We start from the raw sequence: 16,989 nt of genomic DNA, 5'->3' as shown, positions 1-16,989 counted from the left end.
GGACGTGCAGTCTTGGCGCCGGCGCCTCTGGCCGAAACATCTCGAGATGATGGTGCCTGTCGTGTTCGTCGCGACCGTCTGCCTCGTCGCGGCCATCTATCTCATGCTCGACTTCCAGAGGATGAGATCGGGGGTCGTCCAGCGCTACCACACGCAGGCTCTCAACCTCGCCCAATGGACCGACCGCAACCTCGACCGCCTTGCGGGTCTGGTGCGTGATGCTGCCGGCCGCTCCAAAGATCTGTGCAGCCCGGAAGGTGTTCGCGGCCTTAGACAGCAATTGGGCACGGCGCCCCTGCTGAATGTTGAGTTCCAGGGGCGGCAGGGCGACGCCTGTACGGTGCGGTCGGCGGTTTCCCTGGACGAGTTGTGCGCCGGAATGTCGGATCGGGACCCGGTGCAGATACCTCTGGATCTCGGTGACGGTCGCAGGCTGCTGCTCGATCTCAACGGGGCCTGCCTCCTTGAAGCGGTGGTCCCGCCGGAGGCGGACGAGGGCGTCCGCCATCGCCTGCTCTCCGTCCAGTTGGGCCGGTCCATGCCAGCGACGCCGCAGGACACGGGCGACGCGACCGTTGCCGGTGTCCTGTCCATGTTCGTCTCGCCCGTGGAGCTCAAGGCTCAATCACACAAGTGGCCGGTGGTGGTTGTCATCAACGTGCCGGAATCCAGCCTGGTCCACCAGTGGCTGGCCACCGTGCCGCTACAGCTCAGCCTGATCTCGGGGTTGGGGATCGCACTGTGGTTCGGACCCATGTCGCTGGTGCGGCGGCGTCTTTCGGTGGAGGGGCAGGTGCGCAATGCCCTGCGGCGCGGGGACTTCTTCCTCGCCTACCTGCCTTTGGTGGATGTGGCGTCGCGCAACTGGGTGGGAGCTGAAGCGCTGTTGCGCTGGCGGCATGCCCGCCACGGCGTGCTGATGCCGAACTCTTTCATCCCCTGGATCGAGACCAGCCCCCTCATCCATGACACCACGCGGTGGGTGTTGCTGCAGGCGGCGCGGGATCTCTCCCATATGTCGCAGAAGGTTCCCGATTTCTCGCTCGCCGTAAACGTGCCGCCCGTCCAGTTCAGCGACACGCGCCTCGTGCAGATGGCGGACGAGGCTTTCGGCACGCGCCCGCTGGCGCTCTGCCAGGTGGTGTTCGAGCTGACCGAGCGCCAGGCGCTCGATTACGACGCGCCGGCCCTCGGCGAGGTGCTGCGCAGCCTGCGCCACCGCGGCGCGCAGATCGCGGTCGATGATTTCGGCGTCGGCTTCTCCAATCTCGCTTTGCTCGGCATGATCGAGGTCGATTTCGTCAAGATCGATCGCTCCTTCCTGCGCGAGGAGGCGTGGACCGAGCCGCACATGCTGGAGGCCATGGTGCCGCTGCTGCGAGACCTCGGCGTCCTCATCATCGCCGAAGGCATCGAGACCGAGCGGCAGCTTGAACGCGTCCGCAATTGCGGCATCCGCTTCGCGCAGGGCTTCCTGTTCTCCCGCCCGATCGAGCTTGAGGCGCTGCTCGACGGGCTGCCGGCGCTGCCTGCGCCAGCCCATCCGGCCTGACAGAGAGTGGGGCTTGCCCCCGCTTGGCCGGTTTCCCGCCCCATGCTCTACTCGCCCCATGACCGCAGACGCGACACGGGGCGCCTTGCCCGGCTCCATCGACGACACCGGCCGGCTGCTGGCCGGGCAGGGCTATGTGGCCGACCGGGCGCTGTCCACCGTCGTCTTCCTCGCGCTGCGCATGGGCCGCCCGCTGCTGCTGGAGGGTGAGGCCGGCGTCGGCAAGACGGAGGTGGCGAAGGCGCTGGCCGCGGCCCTCGGGCGCCGGCTCATCCGCCTGCAATGCTATGAGGGGCTGGATCTTTCGGCGGCCGTCTACGAGTGGAACCACGCCGCCCAGATGATCGCCATCCGCCTCGCGGAAGCCGCCGGGGAGAGCGACAAGGGCGCCATCGCGGCGGACATCTTCTCCGACCGCTACCTGCTGCGCCGCCCCCTTCTGGAGGCGCTGGAGCCCCATGCGGAAGGCCCACCGGTGCTGCTGGTGGACGAACTGGACCGCACGGATGAAGCCTTCGAGGCCTTCCTGCTGGAAGTGCTCTCCGACCATCAGGTGACGATCCCGGAGCTGGGCACCATCAAGGCCGCCGCCCCGCCCATCGTGCTGCTCACCTCCAACCGCACGCGGGAAATCCACGACGCCCTCAAGCGGCGCTGCCTCTATCACTGGGTGGACTACCCGGACGCCACCCGCGAGATGGAGATATTGCGCACCCGCCTGCCGGATGCGCCCGCGCGGCTCTCGGCCGAGGTGGTGGCCTTCGTGCAGGCGCTGCGCAAGGAAGACCTGTTCAAGGTGCCCGGCGTCGCCGAGACGCTGGATTGGGCGTCCGCGCTGGTCGAGCTGAATGCGGTTTCGCTCGATCCGGGCCTCGTGGGCGACACGCTGGGCGTGCTGCTCAAATATCAGGACGACATCGCCCGCACCGACGCGCCCCGCATCGAACGCCTCATCGAGGAAGCGCGGCAGGCCTCGCGCGCGGCGGAGTGAACGGGACGTCTGTGACCACCGCGATCGCCGCCGAAGACGGGCGGCTCGCCGAGAACATCGCCTGGTTCGGCCGCGCCCTGCGGGCCGCTGGCCTGAAGGTGGGGCCGGGCCGCATCCTTGATGCCGTGGCGGCGGTGGAGATGGCGGGCGTCGGCGCCCGCGAGGATTTCTACTGGACCCTCCACGCCCTCTTCGTGTCGCGCCACGAGGACAGCGTGGTGTTCGATCAGGCCTTCCGCCTGTTCTGGCGCCGCCGGGCGCACCAGGAGCGGCTCATCGCCATGCTCTCGCCGGTGGCCGTGCCGCAGCGCGAGCAGAAGCGCGAGAGCGTGCTCCGGCGGGTGGAGGAGGCGCTGTTCGCCGGGGTCGGCACCGAGCGGCAGGTGGAAAAGCCCCGCGTGGAGGTGGAGGCGCGCCTCTCCGCCTCCGTCGAGGACGTGCTGCGCACCAAGGATTTCGCGCAGATGTCGGCCGCCGAACTCGCCGAGGCGCGCCGCCGCATCGCGCACCTGCGGATGCCGGACGACTATGCCCGCACCCGCCGCCTCGTCGCCGATCCCAAGGGGCGCCGGCTCGATCTGCGCGCCTCGCTGCGGGCGGCCGTGGCGACGGGCGGTGATCTCGTGCTGCTGAGGCATCGCGGCCCGAAGGAGAAGCCGCCCCCGGTGGTGGCGCTGGTGGATATCTCGGGCTCCATGGCCGACTATTCCCGGCCCATCCTGTCTTTCCTTCACGCGCTCGGCGGGCGACGGAAGGTCTCCGTCTTCCTGTTCGGCACGCGCCTCACCAATGTCACCCGGCAGCTGGCGCGGCGCGATCCCGATGCGGCGCTGGCGGCGGTTTCCGCCTCGGCGCGGGACTGGGCGGGGGGAACGCGCATCGCTGCCTCGCTGCGCGCCTTCAATGTGGAGTGGTCGCGCCGGGTGACGGCGCAGAACCCTGTCGTTCTGCTCTTCACCGATGGGCTGGAGCGGGAGGTGGACGATACGCTTGCCGGCGAGATGGCCCGCCTCAAGCGCTCCTGCCGCCGGCTCGTGTGGCTCAACCCGCTGCTGCGCTACGAGGGGTTCGAACCGAAGGCGCAGGGCGTTGCCGCCATGCTGCCGCAGGTGGACGAGATGCGTCCCGTCCACGACCTGAAAAGCTTGGAAAGCCTTGTGTCGGCCCTGTCCGGCCCCCTCAGCCGGCGGTCTCTTCCACCGCCAGCTCGAAGGTGATGAGTACCGGATTTTCGCCGCGCACCAGCCGCCCCTCCGCGAGCACGCCGGAGAGGCCGACGAGGGAGAGGGAGATGTCGGCGACCAGCGCGCCCGTCGCATCGGGGGCGATCACGCCGTTGGTCACGAACACCTCGGTGGCATAGTCCTCCACCTCCGGCGCATCATGGAAGCGCGCGCCGATGATGCTGCCCACCCCGCCGCGCAGCCGCCCGCCCTTGAAGCCGTGGCGGCGGCAGATGTCCTCCACCGCGCCGAACAACTCGGTGTTGGGCCGCACCCGCGCAAAGGCGATGCGGGGGCCATCGGCCGGCGCATTCACCGCATGGGGGGTGAAGAGGGGAAAATTGGTCTCGGGGTCGTAATCGGCTGATGTCTCCACCTCGGCCGCACCATAGGCGCGGGCGCGGATGGGCGCGGCGACGACGGCCTCGTGGGGCATCACATGGCCGCCGTGGCGGGTGCCGTCGGGCTCGATCCAGAAGGCATGGCAATGGATGAAGGGCGCGCCCTCCTTCCGGCCGAAGGTGACGTTGCCGCGCTCCAGCTTGGTCACGCCCTCGGGGGAGAAGGCGCGGCTGTACCATGCGGCGTGGGTGTCGTCGGGCGAGGCGGCGGGCATCACATAGGTGAAGGGGCCGAAGGCGCCGCCGGAAATCTCTACCTGCGCCGCGCCCATGCCGGCTTCCAGCAGCGGGCCGCAGATGGCGGCGTTGATGGTGAGGCCGGGCTCAAGCGTGAAGTCGAGCACCTTCAGCGTGCCCACCGCGCTCTCGATGCGCTCGGCCGCGACCGGCCCGGGCTGGGTGATGCGGCGAAGCTCAGCCATTCGTTCCCTCATCGGCATAGGCGTGCAGGCCGCCGCAATTGTCGCTCACCTGATATCCGCCCTCGGTCGCGGCCAGATGGCCCGGCGTGAGCGGCACTTTCCCGGCCCCGCCGGGGATATCGAGCACGTATGTGGGCTGCGCGATGCCCGAGAGGCGCCCGCGCAGTGCCCGCACCAGCGCCTGACCTTCGGCGATGGGCAGGCGGAAATGGCCGGTGCCGGGGGCGAGGTCGGGATGGTGCAGGTAATAGGGCTTCACCCGGCATTCCACGAGGGCGCGGAACAGCTCGGCCAGCGTCTCCGCGCTGTCGTTCACCCCCCGCAGCAGCACCGTCTGCGACAAGAGGGGAATGCCGGCATCGGCGAGCCGCGCCAGAGCCGCGCGGGCGGCGGGTGTCAGCTCCCGCGCATGGTTCACATGCACCGCCACATAGGGCGAGATGCCCGGCGCCTTGAGCGCGGAGACGAAGGCCGGCGTCACCCGTTCCGGCGCGGCGATGGGCACGCGGGTATGGTGGCGCACGATCTTCACATGGGGGATGGCCGCAAGCCGCCCCACCACCTCGCCCATGCGCCGCGCCGAGAGCATGAAGGGGTCGCCGCCGGTGAGGATGACCTCCCAGATCTCCGGATGCCCGGCGAAATAGGCGAAGGCCTGCTCCAGCGCATCGTCGGAGAGGAGAGAGGCCGCGCCCGGCCCCACCATCTCGCGGCGGAAGCAGAAGCGGCAATAGACGGCACAGACGCCGACGATCTTCAGCAATGCCCGGTCGGGATAGCGATGCACCACGCCCGGCACGGGGCTATGGGCGTCGTCGCCGATGGGGTCGGCCAGTTCCTGCGGACGCACCTCCAGCTCGGCCACATCGGGCACGAACTGGCGGGCGATAGGGTCGGCGGCGTCCGTCGTGTCGATGGCGGCGGCCAGCGTAGGCGTCACCGCCACGGCATAGCGGGCGGCCACCTGTTCCAGCCCGGCGCGCGCGTCCGGCGCGGCGAGGCCGGCGCCGATCAGGTCGTCGGCGGTGCGCAGCGTCCCTTGATCGCTGGCGGCCAAGGACACAAGTTTGTTGAGAGGGTTCGGCATCGGCTCGGCGGACAGCTATATGGGAAGCCTGCCGGGATGCCAAATCGATACGGGAGCCGCCCATGGACGTGACCGACAGCGATGTTCTCGCCGCCGCCGAGCGCTGGCGCCGCGAGGGCCGGGGGGTGGCCATCGCCACCGTGCTGGAAACCTGGGGCTCGGCACCGCGCCCGGTGGGCAGCCGCCTCGTCATCGATGCGGAGGGCAATTTCCTCGGCTCGGTCTCCGGCGGCTGCGTGGAAGGCGCGGTGGTGAGCGAGGCGGCGGAGGTGATCGCGGCAGGCAGGCCCCGCACGCTGGAATTCGGCGTCGCCGACGAGACCGCCTGGAAGGTCGGCCTCTCCTGCGGCGGCAAAATCGCCGTCTATGTGGAGCCGGTGGACTGAGCACGCCGGGCGGTGACGCAGGCCGCCAAGCGTTATATTCAGTGGGGAAGATGATCCGGATGCTCCCTGAGGGAGGACCACCATGCGTCTCGACCTGCTCGCCGCCCTGAATGCGGAACGCGCCGCCCGCCGCGCCGCGGTCGTCGTGACCGAGCTTGCCACCGGCGCCCAGCGGCTCGCCACCGCCGCGACGCTCGCCACCGACCCGCTGGCCCCGGAGATCGCGGCGGCGCTGGCGGCGCGGCGCAGCGGCAAGGCGGGGGAGGGCAGTGTCTTCCTTGCGGTGGATGTGCCTCCGCCCCGAATGCTGGTGATCGGCGCCGTCCACATCTCGCAGGCACTGGCGCCCATGGCCCGGCTAGCCGGCTTCGACCTGACCATCCTTGATCCGCGAACCGCCTTCGCCACCCCCGAGCGCTTCCCCGATGTGCCGGTGATCGCCGATTGGCCGGAGGAGGCGCTGCCGGCCTACAGGCTCGATCCCTTCACCGCTTTGGTGGCACTCACCCACGATCCGAAGATCGACGAGCCGGCCATCGCCGCAGCCCTTCGGGCCGAGTGCTTCTATGTGGGCGCGCTCGGTTCGCGGCGTACCCATGCCAAGCGCGTGGAACGGCTCGCGGCGGCGGGGCTGTCCCAGCAGGCCATCAGCCGCATCCACGCGCCCATCGGCATGGACATCGGCGCCTCCAGTCCGGCGGAGATTGCGGTCGCGGTGCTGGCGGAGGTGATCCGCGCCCTGCGCACCGGCGCCAGCGCCACGGCAGGAGCGGCGGCGTGAGATTTGGCCCCCTGCCGCTCGCCGAGGCCGAAGGCGCCGTCGCCGCCCATTCCGTGCGGCTGCCGGGCGGCACCATCAAGAAGGGCACCCGCCTGACGGCGGCCGACATCGCCCGGCTCGCGGCGGCCGGCATCGCCGAGGTGGTCGCGGCCCGCATGGAGCCGGGGGATGTGGCCGAGGATGCCGCCGCGCGCCGTCTCGCCGATGCAGTCGCGGGCGCCAACGTGCGGCCCGACACGGCCTTCACCGGCCGCGCCAATCTCTACGCCGCCACCGCCGGCGTCCTGCGGATTTCGGATGCCGCGCTGGACGCCTTCAACGCGGTGGACGAAGCCATCACCCTCGCCACCCTGCGCGACTTCAGCGCGGTGGCGGCCGGCGACATGGTGGGGACGGTGAAGATCATCCCCTATGCCGTTCCGGGTGCGCTCGTGGAGGCAGCCGCCGCGGCGGCTCAGGGCGTGATCGCCATCGCGCCGTTCCGCCTGAAGCGCGTGGCGGTGCTCTCCACCCTGCTGCCGGGCCTCGCCGACAAGGTGGTGGCGAAGACGCTCGCCGTCACCCGCGCCCGCCTCGCGATAGCCGGGGCCGAGGTGATCGCCCACCGCACCTTGCCGCACGACGCCGCGCCGCTGGCGGCCGCGCTCACGGACGCAGTCGCGGCCGGTGCGGAACTGGTCATCGTCTTTGGCGCCTCGGCCATCGCCGACCGCAACGACGTGATCCCCGCCGGGCTCGTGGCGGCGGGCGGAGAAGTCCAGCGCCTGGGCATGCCGGTGGACCCCGGCAACCTCCTGATGCTGGGGCGGCTCGGCGCCGTGCCGGTGCTGGGCGCGCCGGGCTGTGCGCGCAGCCCGAAGGAGAACGGCTTCGACTTCATCCTCCATCGCCTCCTTGCCGGGCTTGAGGTGACGGGACGCGACATCGCCCGGCTCGGTGCCGGCGGGCTGCTGCAGGATATCGCCGCCCGCCCCCATCCCCGCGCCGAGAGCGACGAGGCGGAGGACGGGTTCGCGGCGGTCATCCTCGCCGCCGGCCGCTCTTCGCGCATGGGGGAGGGGATCAACAAGCTGCTCGCGGAGGTGGGCGGCCGGCCTGTGATCCGCCGCGTGGCGGAGGCGGCGCTTGCGTCTCGCGCGCGGCCGGTCATCGTCGTCACCGGGCACGAGCGCGGCCGCGTGGAGGCGGCGCTGGCGGGGCTCGACGTGATCTTCGTCCACAATCCCGATCACGCGACAGGCATGGCCTCCTCGCTGCGCGCCGGCATTGCCGCGGTGCCGGAGACGGTGGCGGGGGCGCTGGTGGTGCTCGGCGACATGCCGCTGCTCGCGCCCGATCTGCTGGATCGACTGATGGCGGCCTATGCGCCTGCGTCCGGCCGGCTCATCGCGGCGCCGGTGGAAGGCGGGCAGCGGGGGCATCCGGTGCTGTGGTCGCGCCGCTTCTTCGCCGAACTGGCGGCGCTGGAGGGGGATGTGGGCGCCCGCGCCATTCTCGCCGCCAATGCCGAGCTGGTGGCGGAAGTGCCGGTCGCGGCGGAGGAGGGCGCCTTCCTCGACGTGGACACGCCGCGCCTTCTCGCCGAGGCGCGCGAGGCCGCCGCCAAAGGTGAGCGGCAGCTCAGAACGGCGCCGGCTGAAGGTGCGTGACGCCGATGTCCAGCCGCTCGCAAAGGAATTGCGCGAGCCGCAGCCGGTGGCAGCCCTCCACATGGCGCTCGAAGCACATGAGGCAGATGCGCCGGCCCTGCGCCAGCTCGGTCAATTCCGCCAGCGCCGCCTTGGCGGGATCGGTGGCGAGGTGGGCGTCGTAGATGCGCATCAGCGCGTCATGGTCGCCGCTGCGCGCCGCGAGCCGCCCTTCCTTGGGTGTGCCCAGCGTCCTGAGGTGGACATAGGCGACGCCGTGTTCGGCAATGCCCGCCGCCAGCGCCGTCTTGGAGAACCCCGGCCGGCGTGACGCCGCGACGGCGCGCACGTCCACCAGCAGGCCCACCTTCGCCTCATCCAGCACCGACTGGAAGGCGGAGGGCGTGGATTGTTCGTAGCCGATGGTGAAGAGGGCGGTGGGGTCTTTGCGGCTGCTCATGAGGGGATCATGCCGCGCGGCGGACGACCCGTCATCCCCGCCCAGAGCGCGTTTCGCAGGCGCGAAATGGACTTGAGCCGGGGAAAGGCTCACTTTCTTGCCTGAGCCAGCGGTGAACGGGGAACCGCGCGGCGCTTCCCGGGTTCAAGAGCCACCCGGGCGGGCGTCGTACAAGGACGGCCGCTGGCTTGGGGGGAGACCCATCATGCGCCTGTTTCGCTGTGCCGCCTGCGATCAGCTCCTGTATTTCGAAAACCGCCGCTGCGAGAAGTGCGGCCACGATCTCGGCTACATCCCGCAAGCCAACGCCCTCGTGCCGCTGGAGCGCGAGGGGGATGCCGAGAGCAGCGTGTGGCGCGCCATCGGTCGCGGCGGCGAGCAGCGCTACCGCTTCTGCGCCAATGCGGCGTTCGATGCCTGCAACTGGCTGATGCCGGCGGAGGAGGAAGGCGAATTCTGTCTCGCCTGCCGCCACAACCGCACGGTGCCCGACCTCACGGTGCCGGAAAACCTGCGCAAGTGGCGCAAGGTGGAGGTGGCAAAGCACCGGCTCATCTATTCCCTCCTGCGCCTCAACCTGCCGCTGGAGAACAACGAGGACCGCGAGGGCGGCCTCTGCTTCGACTTCCTCGCCGACGATCCGGACGGCTCGGCCCCGAAGATCATGACCGGCCACGACGAGGGCCTCATCACCATCGCCCTAGCGGAGGCAGACGACGCCGAGCGCGAGCATCGCAAGGGGGAGCTTGGCGAGCTTTACCGCACGCTGCTCGGCCATTTCCGCCACGAGACGGGGCATTATTACTGGAACCGGCTGGTGCGCGACGCCGGTCGCCTCCAGGCCTTCCGCGCCCTCTTCGGCGACGAGACGGTGGATTATGGCGAGGCCCTGCAGGCCTATTACGCCAATGGTCCCAAGCCCGACTGGCAGATGAACTATGTCTCGGCCTACGCCACCGCCCACCCGTGGGAGGACTTCGCCGAGACGTTCAAGCACTATATCCACATCGTGGATACGCTGGAGATGGCGGGCGCGTTCGGCATGCGGGTGCAGCCGCGGCTCGACCGGACCGGCGAGCTGGGGGCGGAGGTGGATTTCAACCCCTACCGCGCCTGCGCCATCCAGCAGATGGTGGACTCGTGGCTGCCCATCTCGTTCGCGCTCAACAATCTCAACCGCTGCCTCGGCATGTCCGATGCCTATCCGTTCATCCTCGGGCCGGGCGTGATCGAGAAGGTCGGCTTCATCCACAGCCTGGTCCACCGGCAGGTGGAAGCCGATCCGGTGCCGGAGACCGTCACCGAGGAGGTGCCGCCGGGCCGTGGCGAGAATGCCGCCGATGCGCCGGAGGGCAGCCCGATCGCCGCAGTCGCGTAAGGCGTCCGCGGGGTGCGCCTTCACGCACTCGTGAAGCTGGGCGGGAGCGGATGGGGGTGCCCCTTCCGTCCCGTCGGCCTTGCAATCGGATGGCAACGGGCGACCCATGGTCGTCCCTCCGCCGTCGTTCGATTCCCCCGATGAACCAGATCGATCCCCAGTCGCCCCACGCTTCGTCAGGGGCGAAGACCCCACCCAGCCACGCCGAGATCCGCCGCATCATCTTCGGGCTGATGCTGGCCATGCTGCTGGGCGCGCTGGACCAGACCATCGTGGCCACGGCCCTGCCGACCATCGGCGATGCGTTCGGCGACTTCGCCAACCTCTCCTGGGTGGTCACGGCCTATCTCCTGACCGCAACGGTGGCGACGCCGCTCTATGGCAAGCTGAGCGACATCCACGGGCGGCGGGTGATGCTGCTGACGGCCGTCGCCGTGTTCTCGGCGGCCTCCGTGGCCTGCGCGCTGGCGCCGAACCTGCTCGCCCTCATCATCGCGCGGGCGGTGCAGGGGCTGGGCGGCGGGGGCCTCATCTCTTTGTCCCAGACCATCATCGCCGATCTGGTCTCGCCGCGGGAGCGCGGGCGCTATCAGGCGCAGATCGCCGGCGTGTTCGCCGCCTCCAGCATTGCCGGTCCGGTGCTGGGCGGCCTGTTTGCGCAATACCTCAGCTGGACCCTGATCTTCTGGGTCAACCTGCCCATCGGCCTTGTGGCGCTGCTCATCACCGAGCGGCGGCTGCGCGATCTGCCGCGCCACGAGCGCCGCCATGCCATGGACTATCTGGGCGCGGCGCTGATGGCGGTGGCGAGCCTGATGCTTCTGCTCGCCCTCGGCTGGGGTGGTGTGCGCCTGCCCTGGGGCTCGCCGCTCATCCTCGGCCTGTTCGCCGGCGCGGCGGTTTTCGTGGCCCTGTTCATCTGGCGGATGCGGCGGGCGCAGGAGCCGTTCCTGCCCCTCGGCCTCCTCGCAGACAAGGTGGTGGGCTGGGGCATGATCGCCTCGTTCCTCGCATTCGGGGGAATGGTCGGCCTGTCCATCTTCGTGCCGCTCTATTTCGAGACGGCGCGCGGCCTCTCCGCCACCCAGTCCGGCCTAGGGCTCATTCCCTTCATGGGCGGCGTCGTGATGGGCGCCGTGCTCTCCGGGCGCTCCATGGCGCGCCTTGCCCATTACAAGCGTCCGGCCCTCGCCGGGCTGACGCTCGCGTCCGCGGGACTCCTCGCGATCGGTCTGGTTCCGGCCATGCCGCTGGCGCTGGCCCTGGCGCTGTTCGTCGTCATCGGTCTGGGTCTGGGCACGGCGCTGCCGGTCTGCACGGTGTCCATCCAGAACGCGGTGCAGCCGCATCTGATGGGCACGACGACGGGCGTCATGACCTTCTTCCGCCAGCTCGGCGGCGCGCTGGCCGTGGCCGTGCTTGGCGCCGTGCTTCTCGCCGCGCTGGCCACGGGCGGGGCGGCGGATATCGAGACCCTGGCGCGCAGCGCGGAACCGGCGCGCCTCGCAGGCGCGTTCAGCCGGGTGTTCCTCACCATGACGGTGGTGGCGGCGCTGGCGGCCGTGGCGCTGGCGTTCCTGCCGGAGCGGCCGCTGCGCACGTCGGTCCACGCCAGCGAGGGCGAGGGCAGCATCGTGTGATGCTGCCCCGGCCGGGACGGCGCGGCGCCTATTCGGCCGCGTCGGGCTTGCTTGCGGCTGCCTTCTTGGCAGCGGGCTTCTTGGTCGCCGCGGCTTTCGTCGCCGGTTTTTTGGCCGCCGGCTTCTTCGCGGCGGCCTTCTTCGGCGCGGCCTTCTCGCCATCCGCCGAAGCTGCCTTGCGGGCACCGCCACGCGCGGGCTTGGCCGGCGAAGACGCCGCCTTGGCGTCGATGAGCTGCACCGCCTGTTCGAGGGTCAGCGTTTCGGGATCGGTGGACTTGGGCAGGGTCGCATTGACCTTGCCGTGGTTCACGTACGGCCCGAAGCGGCCCGGCCGCACGGTGATCGGACCGCCCAGCGTCGGATGGTCGCCGACGACCCGCCCGGCCGGCGTGCCGCCGCGCCCGCCACGACCCTTGGACTGCTTCTCCGCGATCAGCGCCACCGCCCGGTTGAGGCCGATGGCGAGGATGTCGTCGCCGTCCTCGATGTTGGCGTAGGTGCGCCCGTGCTGGACATAGGGTCCATAGCGCCCGATGCCGGCGAGGATCGGCTCGCGATCCTCCGGATGGAGGCCGATTTCGCGCGGGAGGGCCAGCAGCTTCAGCGCGGTTTCAAGGTCAACGTCCGCCGGGGCGAGACCCTTGGGCAGCGACGAGCGCTTGGGCTTCTCGCCTTCCTTGCCCTCTCCGAGCTGGAGATAGGTGCCGAAGCGGCCCGAGCGGATGGTGACTTCCTCGCCCGAATCCGGGTCGAGGCCGAGCACGCGGGTGCCGTCGCCTTCCTGCGCATTGTCGCCGGTGAGCGGACGGGTGTGGCGGCACTCGGGATAGTTGGAGCAGCCGATGAAGGCGCCGAACTTGCCCATCTTCAGCGAGAGCCGGCCGGTGCCGCAGGTGGGGCACAGGCGCGGGTCTGTCCCGTCCTCGGTGGGCGGGAAGATGTGGGCGGTCAGCATCTCGTCGAGGGCGTCCAGCACCTGCGACACGCGCAGATCCTTGGTGGCCTCGATGGCGGCGTGGAAATCCTGCCAGAAGGCGCGCAGCACCTCCTTCCAATCGAGTTCGGCCGCGGAAACCTCGTCGAGCTTCTCTTCCAGGTCGGCGGTGAAATCGTATTCCACGTAGCGCTTGAAGAAGCTTTCGAGGAAGGCCGTGACGAGCCGGCCCTTGTCCTCCGGCACCAGCTTCTTCTTGTCGAGCTTCACATATTCGCGGTCGCGCAGCACCGCGAGCACGGCGGCATAGGTGGAGGGGCGGCCGATGCCCAGCTCCTCCATGCGCTTCACCAGCGAGGCTTCCGAATAGCGCGGCGGCGGCTCGGTGAAGTGCTGGGTGGTGTTGATGTCGCGCTTGGCCAGCGCCTCGTTGGCGCTCATGGCCGGAAGGCGGCGGCCCTCCTCGTCGTCATCCTCATCGTCCTTGCCCTCGCGGTAGAGGGTGAGGAAGCCGTCGAACTTCACCACGGTGCCGGTGGCGGTGAGGTCCAGCGTGCGGGCGCCGGCTTTCGCCTCAATGTCCGCCGTGGTGCGCTCCAGCTCGGCCGATTCCATCTGGCTCGCGACCGTGCGGATCCAGATCAGCTCATAGAGCTTGGCCTGCTCGCCATCGAGATAGCGGGCCACATCCCGCGGATGGCGCGAGGGGTCGGTGGGGCGGATGGCCTCGTGGGCCTCCTGCGCGTTCTTGGCCTTGGTGGTGTACTTGCGCGGCACGCCGGGCAGGTACTTCGGCCCGAACTGCTTGCCGATGGCATCGCGGGTGGCGGCAACGGCCTCGGGCGCCATGTCCACGCCGTCGGTTCGCATATAGGTGATGAGACCCACCGTCTCGCCGCCCACGTCCACGCCCTCATAGAGGCGCTGGGCGATCTGCATGGTGCGGGCGGGCGCGAGGCCGAGCTTGCGGCTCGCCTCCTGCTGCAGGGTGGAGGTGGTGAAGGGCGGCTGGGGATGCCGCTTCATGGGCTTGGCTTCGACCGAGCGCACCCGGAACGCCGCGCTGTCCAGCGCTTCGCGGAAGGCCTTCGCCTCCTCCGCCGTGCCCACCGAGAGGCGGGTGATCTTCTTGCCGTCGGCGCCGGAAAGGCGGGCCTCGAACTCCTCGTTCCGCGGCGTCGCGAGCCGGGCGAGGATGGACCAGTATTCCTTGCGGACGAAGGTCTCGATCTCCCGCTCGCGGTCGCAGACGAGGCGCAGCGCCACCGACTGCACGCGGCCGGCGGAGCGCGCGCCGGGCAGCTTGCGCCACAGCACGGGGGAGAGGGTGAAGCCCACGAGATAATCGAGGGCGCGGCGGGCGAGATAAGCGTCCACCAGGGCCACGTCGATATCGCGCGGCGCCTTCATGGCCTCCAGCACCGCCTGCTTGGTGATGGCGTTGAAGACCACGCGCTCGACCTTCTGGCCCTTGAGCGCCTTCTTCTGCCGCAGCACCTCCAGCACGTGCCAGGAGATGGCCTCGCCTTCGCGATCCGGGTCGGTGGCGAGGATCAGGCCATCGGCCCCCTTCACGGCGGCGGCGATCTCGTTGAGCCGCTTCTGCGCCTTGGGGTCCACGTCCCACAGCATGCGGAAGTCGGCGTCCGGATCCACCGACCCGTCCTTCGACGGGAGGTCGCGAACGTGGCCGTAGGAGGCGATGACCTCGTAGCCGGGACCGAGATATTTGTTGATCGTCTTCGCCTTGGCCGGCGATTCGACGATGACGACCTGCATGACGAACCGTGTCTCAATCAAGGGCCGCCGCCCCATTGCGCGGCCTTGGAAAGGGGAGGGAGCATCCCGCGATACCGTTTGGTATCCCGGGAGCGAAGCGTGAAGCTCCGGCTCCGATGCCCGGCGTCTGATCGCGATCGCTCACCCCAGCAAGAGGATCGCGACGCCGAGAGCGCCGCAACATGGGGAGCCAAGGGGCGCCTGTCAAATGGTGCCCCCCTTCAGGCTCAGCCGCCGGGTTTGATGAAAGTACAACCCAGAGTATGTTTCAATATCGAACTCAATCTTTAAGACCAGTCTCAGATACCAACCGGGGCTTGGAACCGACATGACCGAACGGTCTCCCGTCGACATCGCCGACGATGCGGCCGCGACGGCTGCCTATGTCGCCGCCATTACCGCCGAATTGTCACGTCTCGCCCGCAACCACGGGTTCAGTACCCTCGCCTATGTGCTCGATATGGCGCGTCAGGAGGCGCGCGCGTTGGCCGACAACGTATCGTCCCGCGGACCGGGGAGCACCGACGCCAAGCGGCGGTGAGCCGCTCCGCCCCTATTTAAGCGCAACCCGCCCGGTGCCCGGGCGGTCGAGGCGTCCGGCAAGCTCAAGCTCCAGCAGCACGATCTGGACTTCCGCGACCGTGCAACCGGACAGGCGCACCAGATCGTCGGTCGGCGTCGGCACCGGGCCGAGCAGCGAGATCACCCGGGCGCGCGCATCGTCGCCCGGCGTGACCGGCCCCGCCGGCACGAACGGCGCCTCCGCCTCCACCACCGGATCCTCGCGCCGCCCGGCGATGGGGGTGAGCACCTCGATCACATCTGCGGCTTCGGTGACGAGGGTCGCGCCGCGCTTCAGCAGGCGGTTTGTGCCGCCCGCACGGGGATCGAGCGGCGAGCCGGGCACGGCGAACACCTCGCGCCCCTGCTCGGCGGCAAGGCGCGCGGTGATGAGCGAGCCGGAGCGCTCCGCCGCCTCCACCACCACGACGCCGAGGCTCATGCCGGAAACCAGCCGGTTGCGGCGGGGAAAGTCGCGGGCGCGGGGCTCCCAGCCGATGGGCATCTCGGAGACAAGCGCGCCGGTCGCGGCCACTTTCTCCATCAGGCCGAGGTTTTCGGGCGGGTAGGGCTTGGCCAGTCCGCCAGCGAACACGCCCACCGTTCCGCCATCGAGGCTCGCCTCGTGGGCGGCCGCATCGATGCCGCGGGCAAGGCCGGACACCACAACCCATCCGCCCGCCGCGAGATCCCGCGCGAGCCGCGCCGCGAAGGTGCGGCCGGCGGCCGAGGCGTTGCGGGCGCCGACGATGCCGACCATGGGCCGGCGCAAGACCTCGGCCTCGCCGCGCACGGAGATCAGCGGCGGCGCATCGTCGAGGGCGGCGAGGGCAGGGGGATAGTCAAGCTCGCCGAGCGCGACCAGCCGGGCACCCATCCGGGCGTGCGCCTCCATCTCGGCGTCCGCCTCGGCGATGGTGGGCGTGTGCGGCGGCATCAGCCGTCCGCCGCGCCGGGCGAGGGAGGGCAGGGCCTCCAGCGCCGCGCCGGCGCCGCCGAACTGATTGATGAGGGCGCGGAAGGTGCGCGGGCCGACATTCTCGGTGCGGATCAGCCGCAGCCAGTCGCGGCGCTGCTCCGGCCCGAGCAATTCGCCCTTCGACGGCCCGCTGGCGGGACCCTGTGCCCTGCCCCGCGCCATGTCGCCTCAGCCCTTCGCGCCGATCTTGCCCTCGGTGCCTTCCAGCAGCCGGCGGATGTTCTCGTGGTGCTTCAGCCACAGCAGGATGGCGAGCACGGCGAGCAGCACGGCGAGATTGTTGTGCCCGAGGCCCATGGCCGCGATGACCGTGGCAACCGACGCCATGAGCGCGGACAATGAGGAATAGCGCGTGAAATAGGCCGCCCCCAGCCACACCACCGCGAAGGCGATGGCGGCGGGCCAGAACAGCCCAATGGTGACGCCCAGGAAGGTCGCGACGCCCTTGCCGCCCTTGAAACGCAGCCACACCGGCGCGATGTGGCCGAGGAAGGCGCCGACAGCCGCCGCCATGGCGGCCGTCTCTCCGGCGAAGTGGCGGGCGAGGAGAACGGCCGCGGTGCCTTTCAGCGCGTCCAGCAGAAGGGTTGCGGCGGCAAGATCCTTGCGCCCGGTGCGCAGCACGTTGGTGGCGCCGATGTTGCCGGAGCCGATGGTGCGCAGGTCCTTGGTGCCGGCAAAGCGCGTGAGGAGGAGCCCGAACGGGACCGAGCCGAGCAGGTAGCCGAACGCGAGCGCGATCAGCAGCACGAGCGCGGGCGGGGTATCAGGCATGCGCACCTCG

15 protein-coding genes are annotated in these 16,989 nt (G+C 70.1%); 9 read left to right on the top strand and 6 right to left on the bottom strand.

Annotation, left to right across the window (positions count from 1 at the left end; all coding sequences use genetic code 11):
• Nucleotides 1-46 precede the first annotated feature (46 nt).
• The 3 genes from ACE3QW_RS13030 to ACE3QW_RS13020 are packed head-to-tail and all read left to right on the top strand — an operon-like array spanning nt 47 to nt 3,760.
• Nucleotides 47-1,552: an EAL domain-containing protein gene (locus ACE3QW_RS13030; RefSeq protein ID WP_374251788.1), complete on the top strand. Its 1,506-nt coding sequence runs from the start codon at nt 47-49 to the stop codon at nt 1,550-1,552.
• Between the two features lie 58 nt (nt 1,553-1,610).
• On the top strand, nt 1,611-2,543 hold the full coding sequence (locus ACE3QW_RS13025) for an AAA family ATPase (RefSeq protein WP_374251787.1): 933 nt from the start codon (nt 1,611-1,613) through the stop codon (nt 2,541-2,543).
• 11 nt (nt 2,544-2,554) lie between these two features.
• Nucleotides 2,555-3,760 (top strand): VWA domain-containing protein, encoded by a 1,206-nt coding sequence (locus tag ACE3QW_RS13020; protein WP_374251786.1) that lies wholly within the window; start codon nt 2,555-2,557, stop codon nt 3,758-3,760.
• On the opposite strand, the gene ACE3QW_RS13015 is transcribed toward ACE3QW_RS13020, so the two are convergent.
• Together ACE3QW_RS13015 and ACE3QW_RS13010 are read right to left on the bottom strand one after the other, a co-directional pair.
• On the bottom strand, nt 3,723-4,589 hold the full coding sequence (locus tag ACE3QW_RS13015) for a PCC domain-containing protein (protein ID WP_374251785.1): 867 nt from the start codon (nt 4,587-4,589) through the stop codon (nt 3,723-3,725). The genes ACE3QW_RS13020 and ACE3QW_RS13015 overlap by 38 nt on opposite strands.
• Nucleotides 4,582-5,676, bottom strand: coding sequence for a lysine-2,3-aminomutase-like protein (locus ACE3QW_RS13010; RefSeq protein ID WP_374251784.1), 1,095 nt, complete (start codon nt 5,674-5,676; stop codon nt 4,582-4,584). The genes ACE3QW_RS13015 and ACE3QW_RS13010 overlap by 8 nt, the downstream gene beginning before the upstream one ends.
• A gap of 62 nt (nt 5,677-5,738) precedes the next feature.
• On the opposite strand from ACE3QW_RS13010, the gene ACE3QW_RS13005 reads away from it, so the two are divergent.
• The 3 genes from ACE3QW_RS13005 (at nt 5,739) to ACE3QW_RS12995 (ending at nt 8,492) form a co-directional block, all read left to right on the top strand.
• Nucleotides 5,739-6,062 carry an XdhC family protein gene (locus ACE3QW_RS13005; protein ID WP_029558617.1) on the top strand — a complete coding sequence of 108 codons (324 nt, stop codon included), beginning with the start codon at nt 5,739-5,741 and terminating at the stop codon, nt 6,060-6,062.
• A gap of 82 nt (nt 6,063-6,144) precedes the next feature.
• Nucleotides 6,145-6,843, top strand: coding sequence for an XdhC family protein (locus ACE3QW_RS13000; RefSeq protein WP_374251783.1), 699 nt, complete (start codon nt 6,145-6,147; stop codon nt 6,841-6,843).
• On the top strand, nt 6,840-8,492 hold the full coding sequence (locus ACE3QW_RS12995) for an NTP transferase domain-containing protein (RefSeq protein ID WP_374251782.1): 1,653 nt from the start codon (nt 6,840-6,842) through the stop codon (nt 8,490-8,492). The genes ACE3QW_RS13000 and ACE3QW_RS12995 overlap by 4 nt, the downstream gene beginning before the upstream one ends.
• Here the strand turns inward: ACE3QW_RS12995 and ACE3QW_RS12990 are convergent.
• Complete coding sequence (locus ACE3QW_RS12990) at nt 8,464-8,931, bottom strand: DUF488 family protein (protein ID WP_374251781.1); 468 nt, start codon at nt 8,929-8,931, stop codon at nt 8,464-8,466. The genes ACE3QW_RS12995 and ACE3QW_RS12990 overlap by 29 nt on opposite strands.
• Nucleotides 8,932-9,136: 205 nt before the next feature.
• Here ACE3QW_RS12990 and ACE3QW_RS12985 point away from each other — a divergent pair, with 205 nt between their 5' ends.
• Both ACE3QW_RS12985 and ACE3QW_RS12980 read left to right on the top strand, forming a co-directional pair.
• Complete coding sequence (locus ACE3QW_RS12985) at nt 9,137-10,309, top strand: putative zinc-binding metallopeptidase (RefSeq protein WP_029558613.1); 1,173 nt, start codon at nt 9,137-9,139, stop codon at nt 10,307-10,309.
• A 140-nt stretch (nt 10,310-10,449) separates the two neighbouring features.
• A complete protein-coding gene (locus ACE3QW_RS12980) occupies nt 10,450-11,949 on the top strand; it encodes an MDR family MFS transporter (protein ID WP_374251780.1) in 1,500 nt (499 codons plus the stop codon).
• Nucleotides 11,950-11,977: 28 nt separating this feature from the next.
• Here ACE3QW_RS12980 and topA read toward each other — a convergent pair whose 3' ends face one another.
• Entirely contained in the window at nt 11,978-14,665 is a 2,688-nt protein-coding gene (topA, locus tag ACE3QW_RS12975; RefSeq protein WP_374251839.1) for a type I DNA topoisomerase, read from the bottom strand.
• 328 nt (nt 14,666-14,993) lie between these two features.
• Here topA and ACE3QW_RS12970 point away from each other — a divergent pair, with 328 nt between their 5' ends.
• A complete protein-coding gene (locus ACE3QW_RS12970) occupies nt 14,994-15,206 on the top strand; it encodes a hypothetical protein (protein ID WP_374251779.1) in 213 nt (70 codons plus the stop codon).
• A 12-nt stretch (nt 15,207-15,218) separates the two neighbouring features.
• On the opposite strand, the gene dprA is transcribed toward ACE3QW_RS12970, so the two are convergent.
• Both dprA and plsY read right to left on the bottom strand, forming a co-directional pair.
• Nucleotides 15,219-16,367 carry a DNA-processing protein DprA gene (gene dprA / locus ACE3QW_RS12965; RefSeq protein WP_374251778.1) on the bottom strand — a complete coding sequence of 383 codons (1,149 nt, stop codon included), beginning with the start codon at nt 16,365-16,367 and terminating at the stop codon, nt 15,219-15,221.
• Nucleotides 16,368-16,373: 6 nt separating this feature from the next.
• Nucleotides 16,374-16,979 (bottom strand): glycerol-3-phosphate 1-O-acyltransferase PlsY, encoded by a 606-nt coding sequence (plsY, locus tag ACE3QW_RS12960; RefSeq protein WP_029558608.1) that lies wholly within the window; start codon nt 16,977-16,979, stop codon nt 16,374-16,376.
• Between the last annotated feature and the right edge of the window lie 10 nt (nt 16,980-16,989).

The sequence above is a fragment of the Xanthobacter sp. genome (assembly GCF_041911315.1).
Lineage (GTDB): Bacteria > Pseudomonadota > Alphaproteobacteria > Rhizobiales > Xanthobacteraceae > Xanthobacter > Xanthobacter aminoxidans.
The sequence above is the reverse complement of the archived record's forward strand: the minus strand, read 5'-3'. Positions and strand labels throughout refer to the sequence as shown.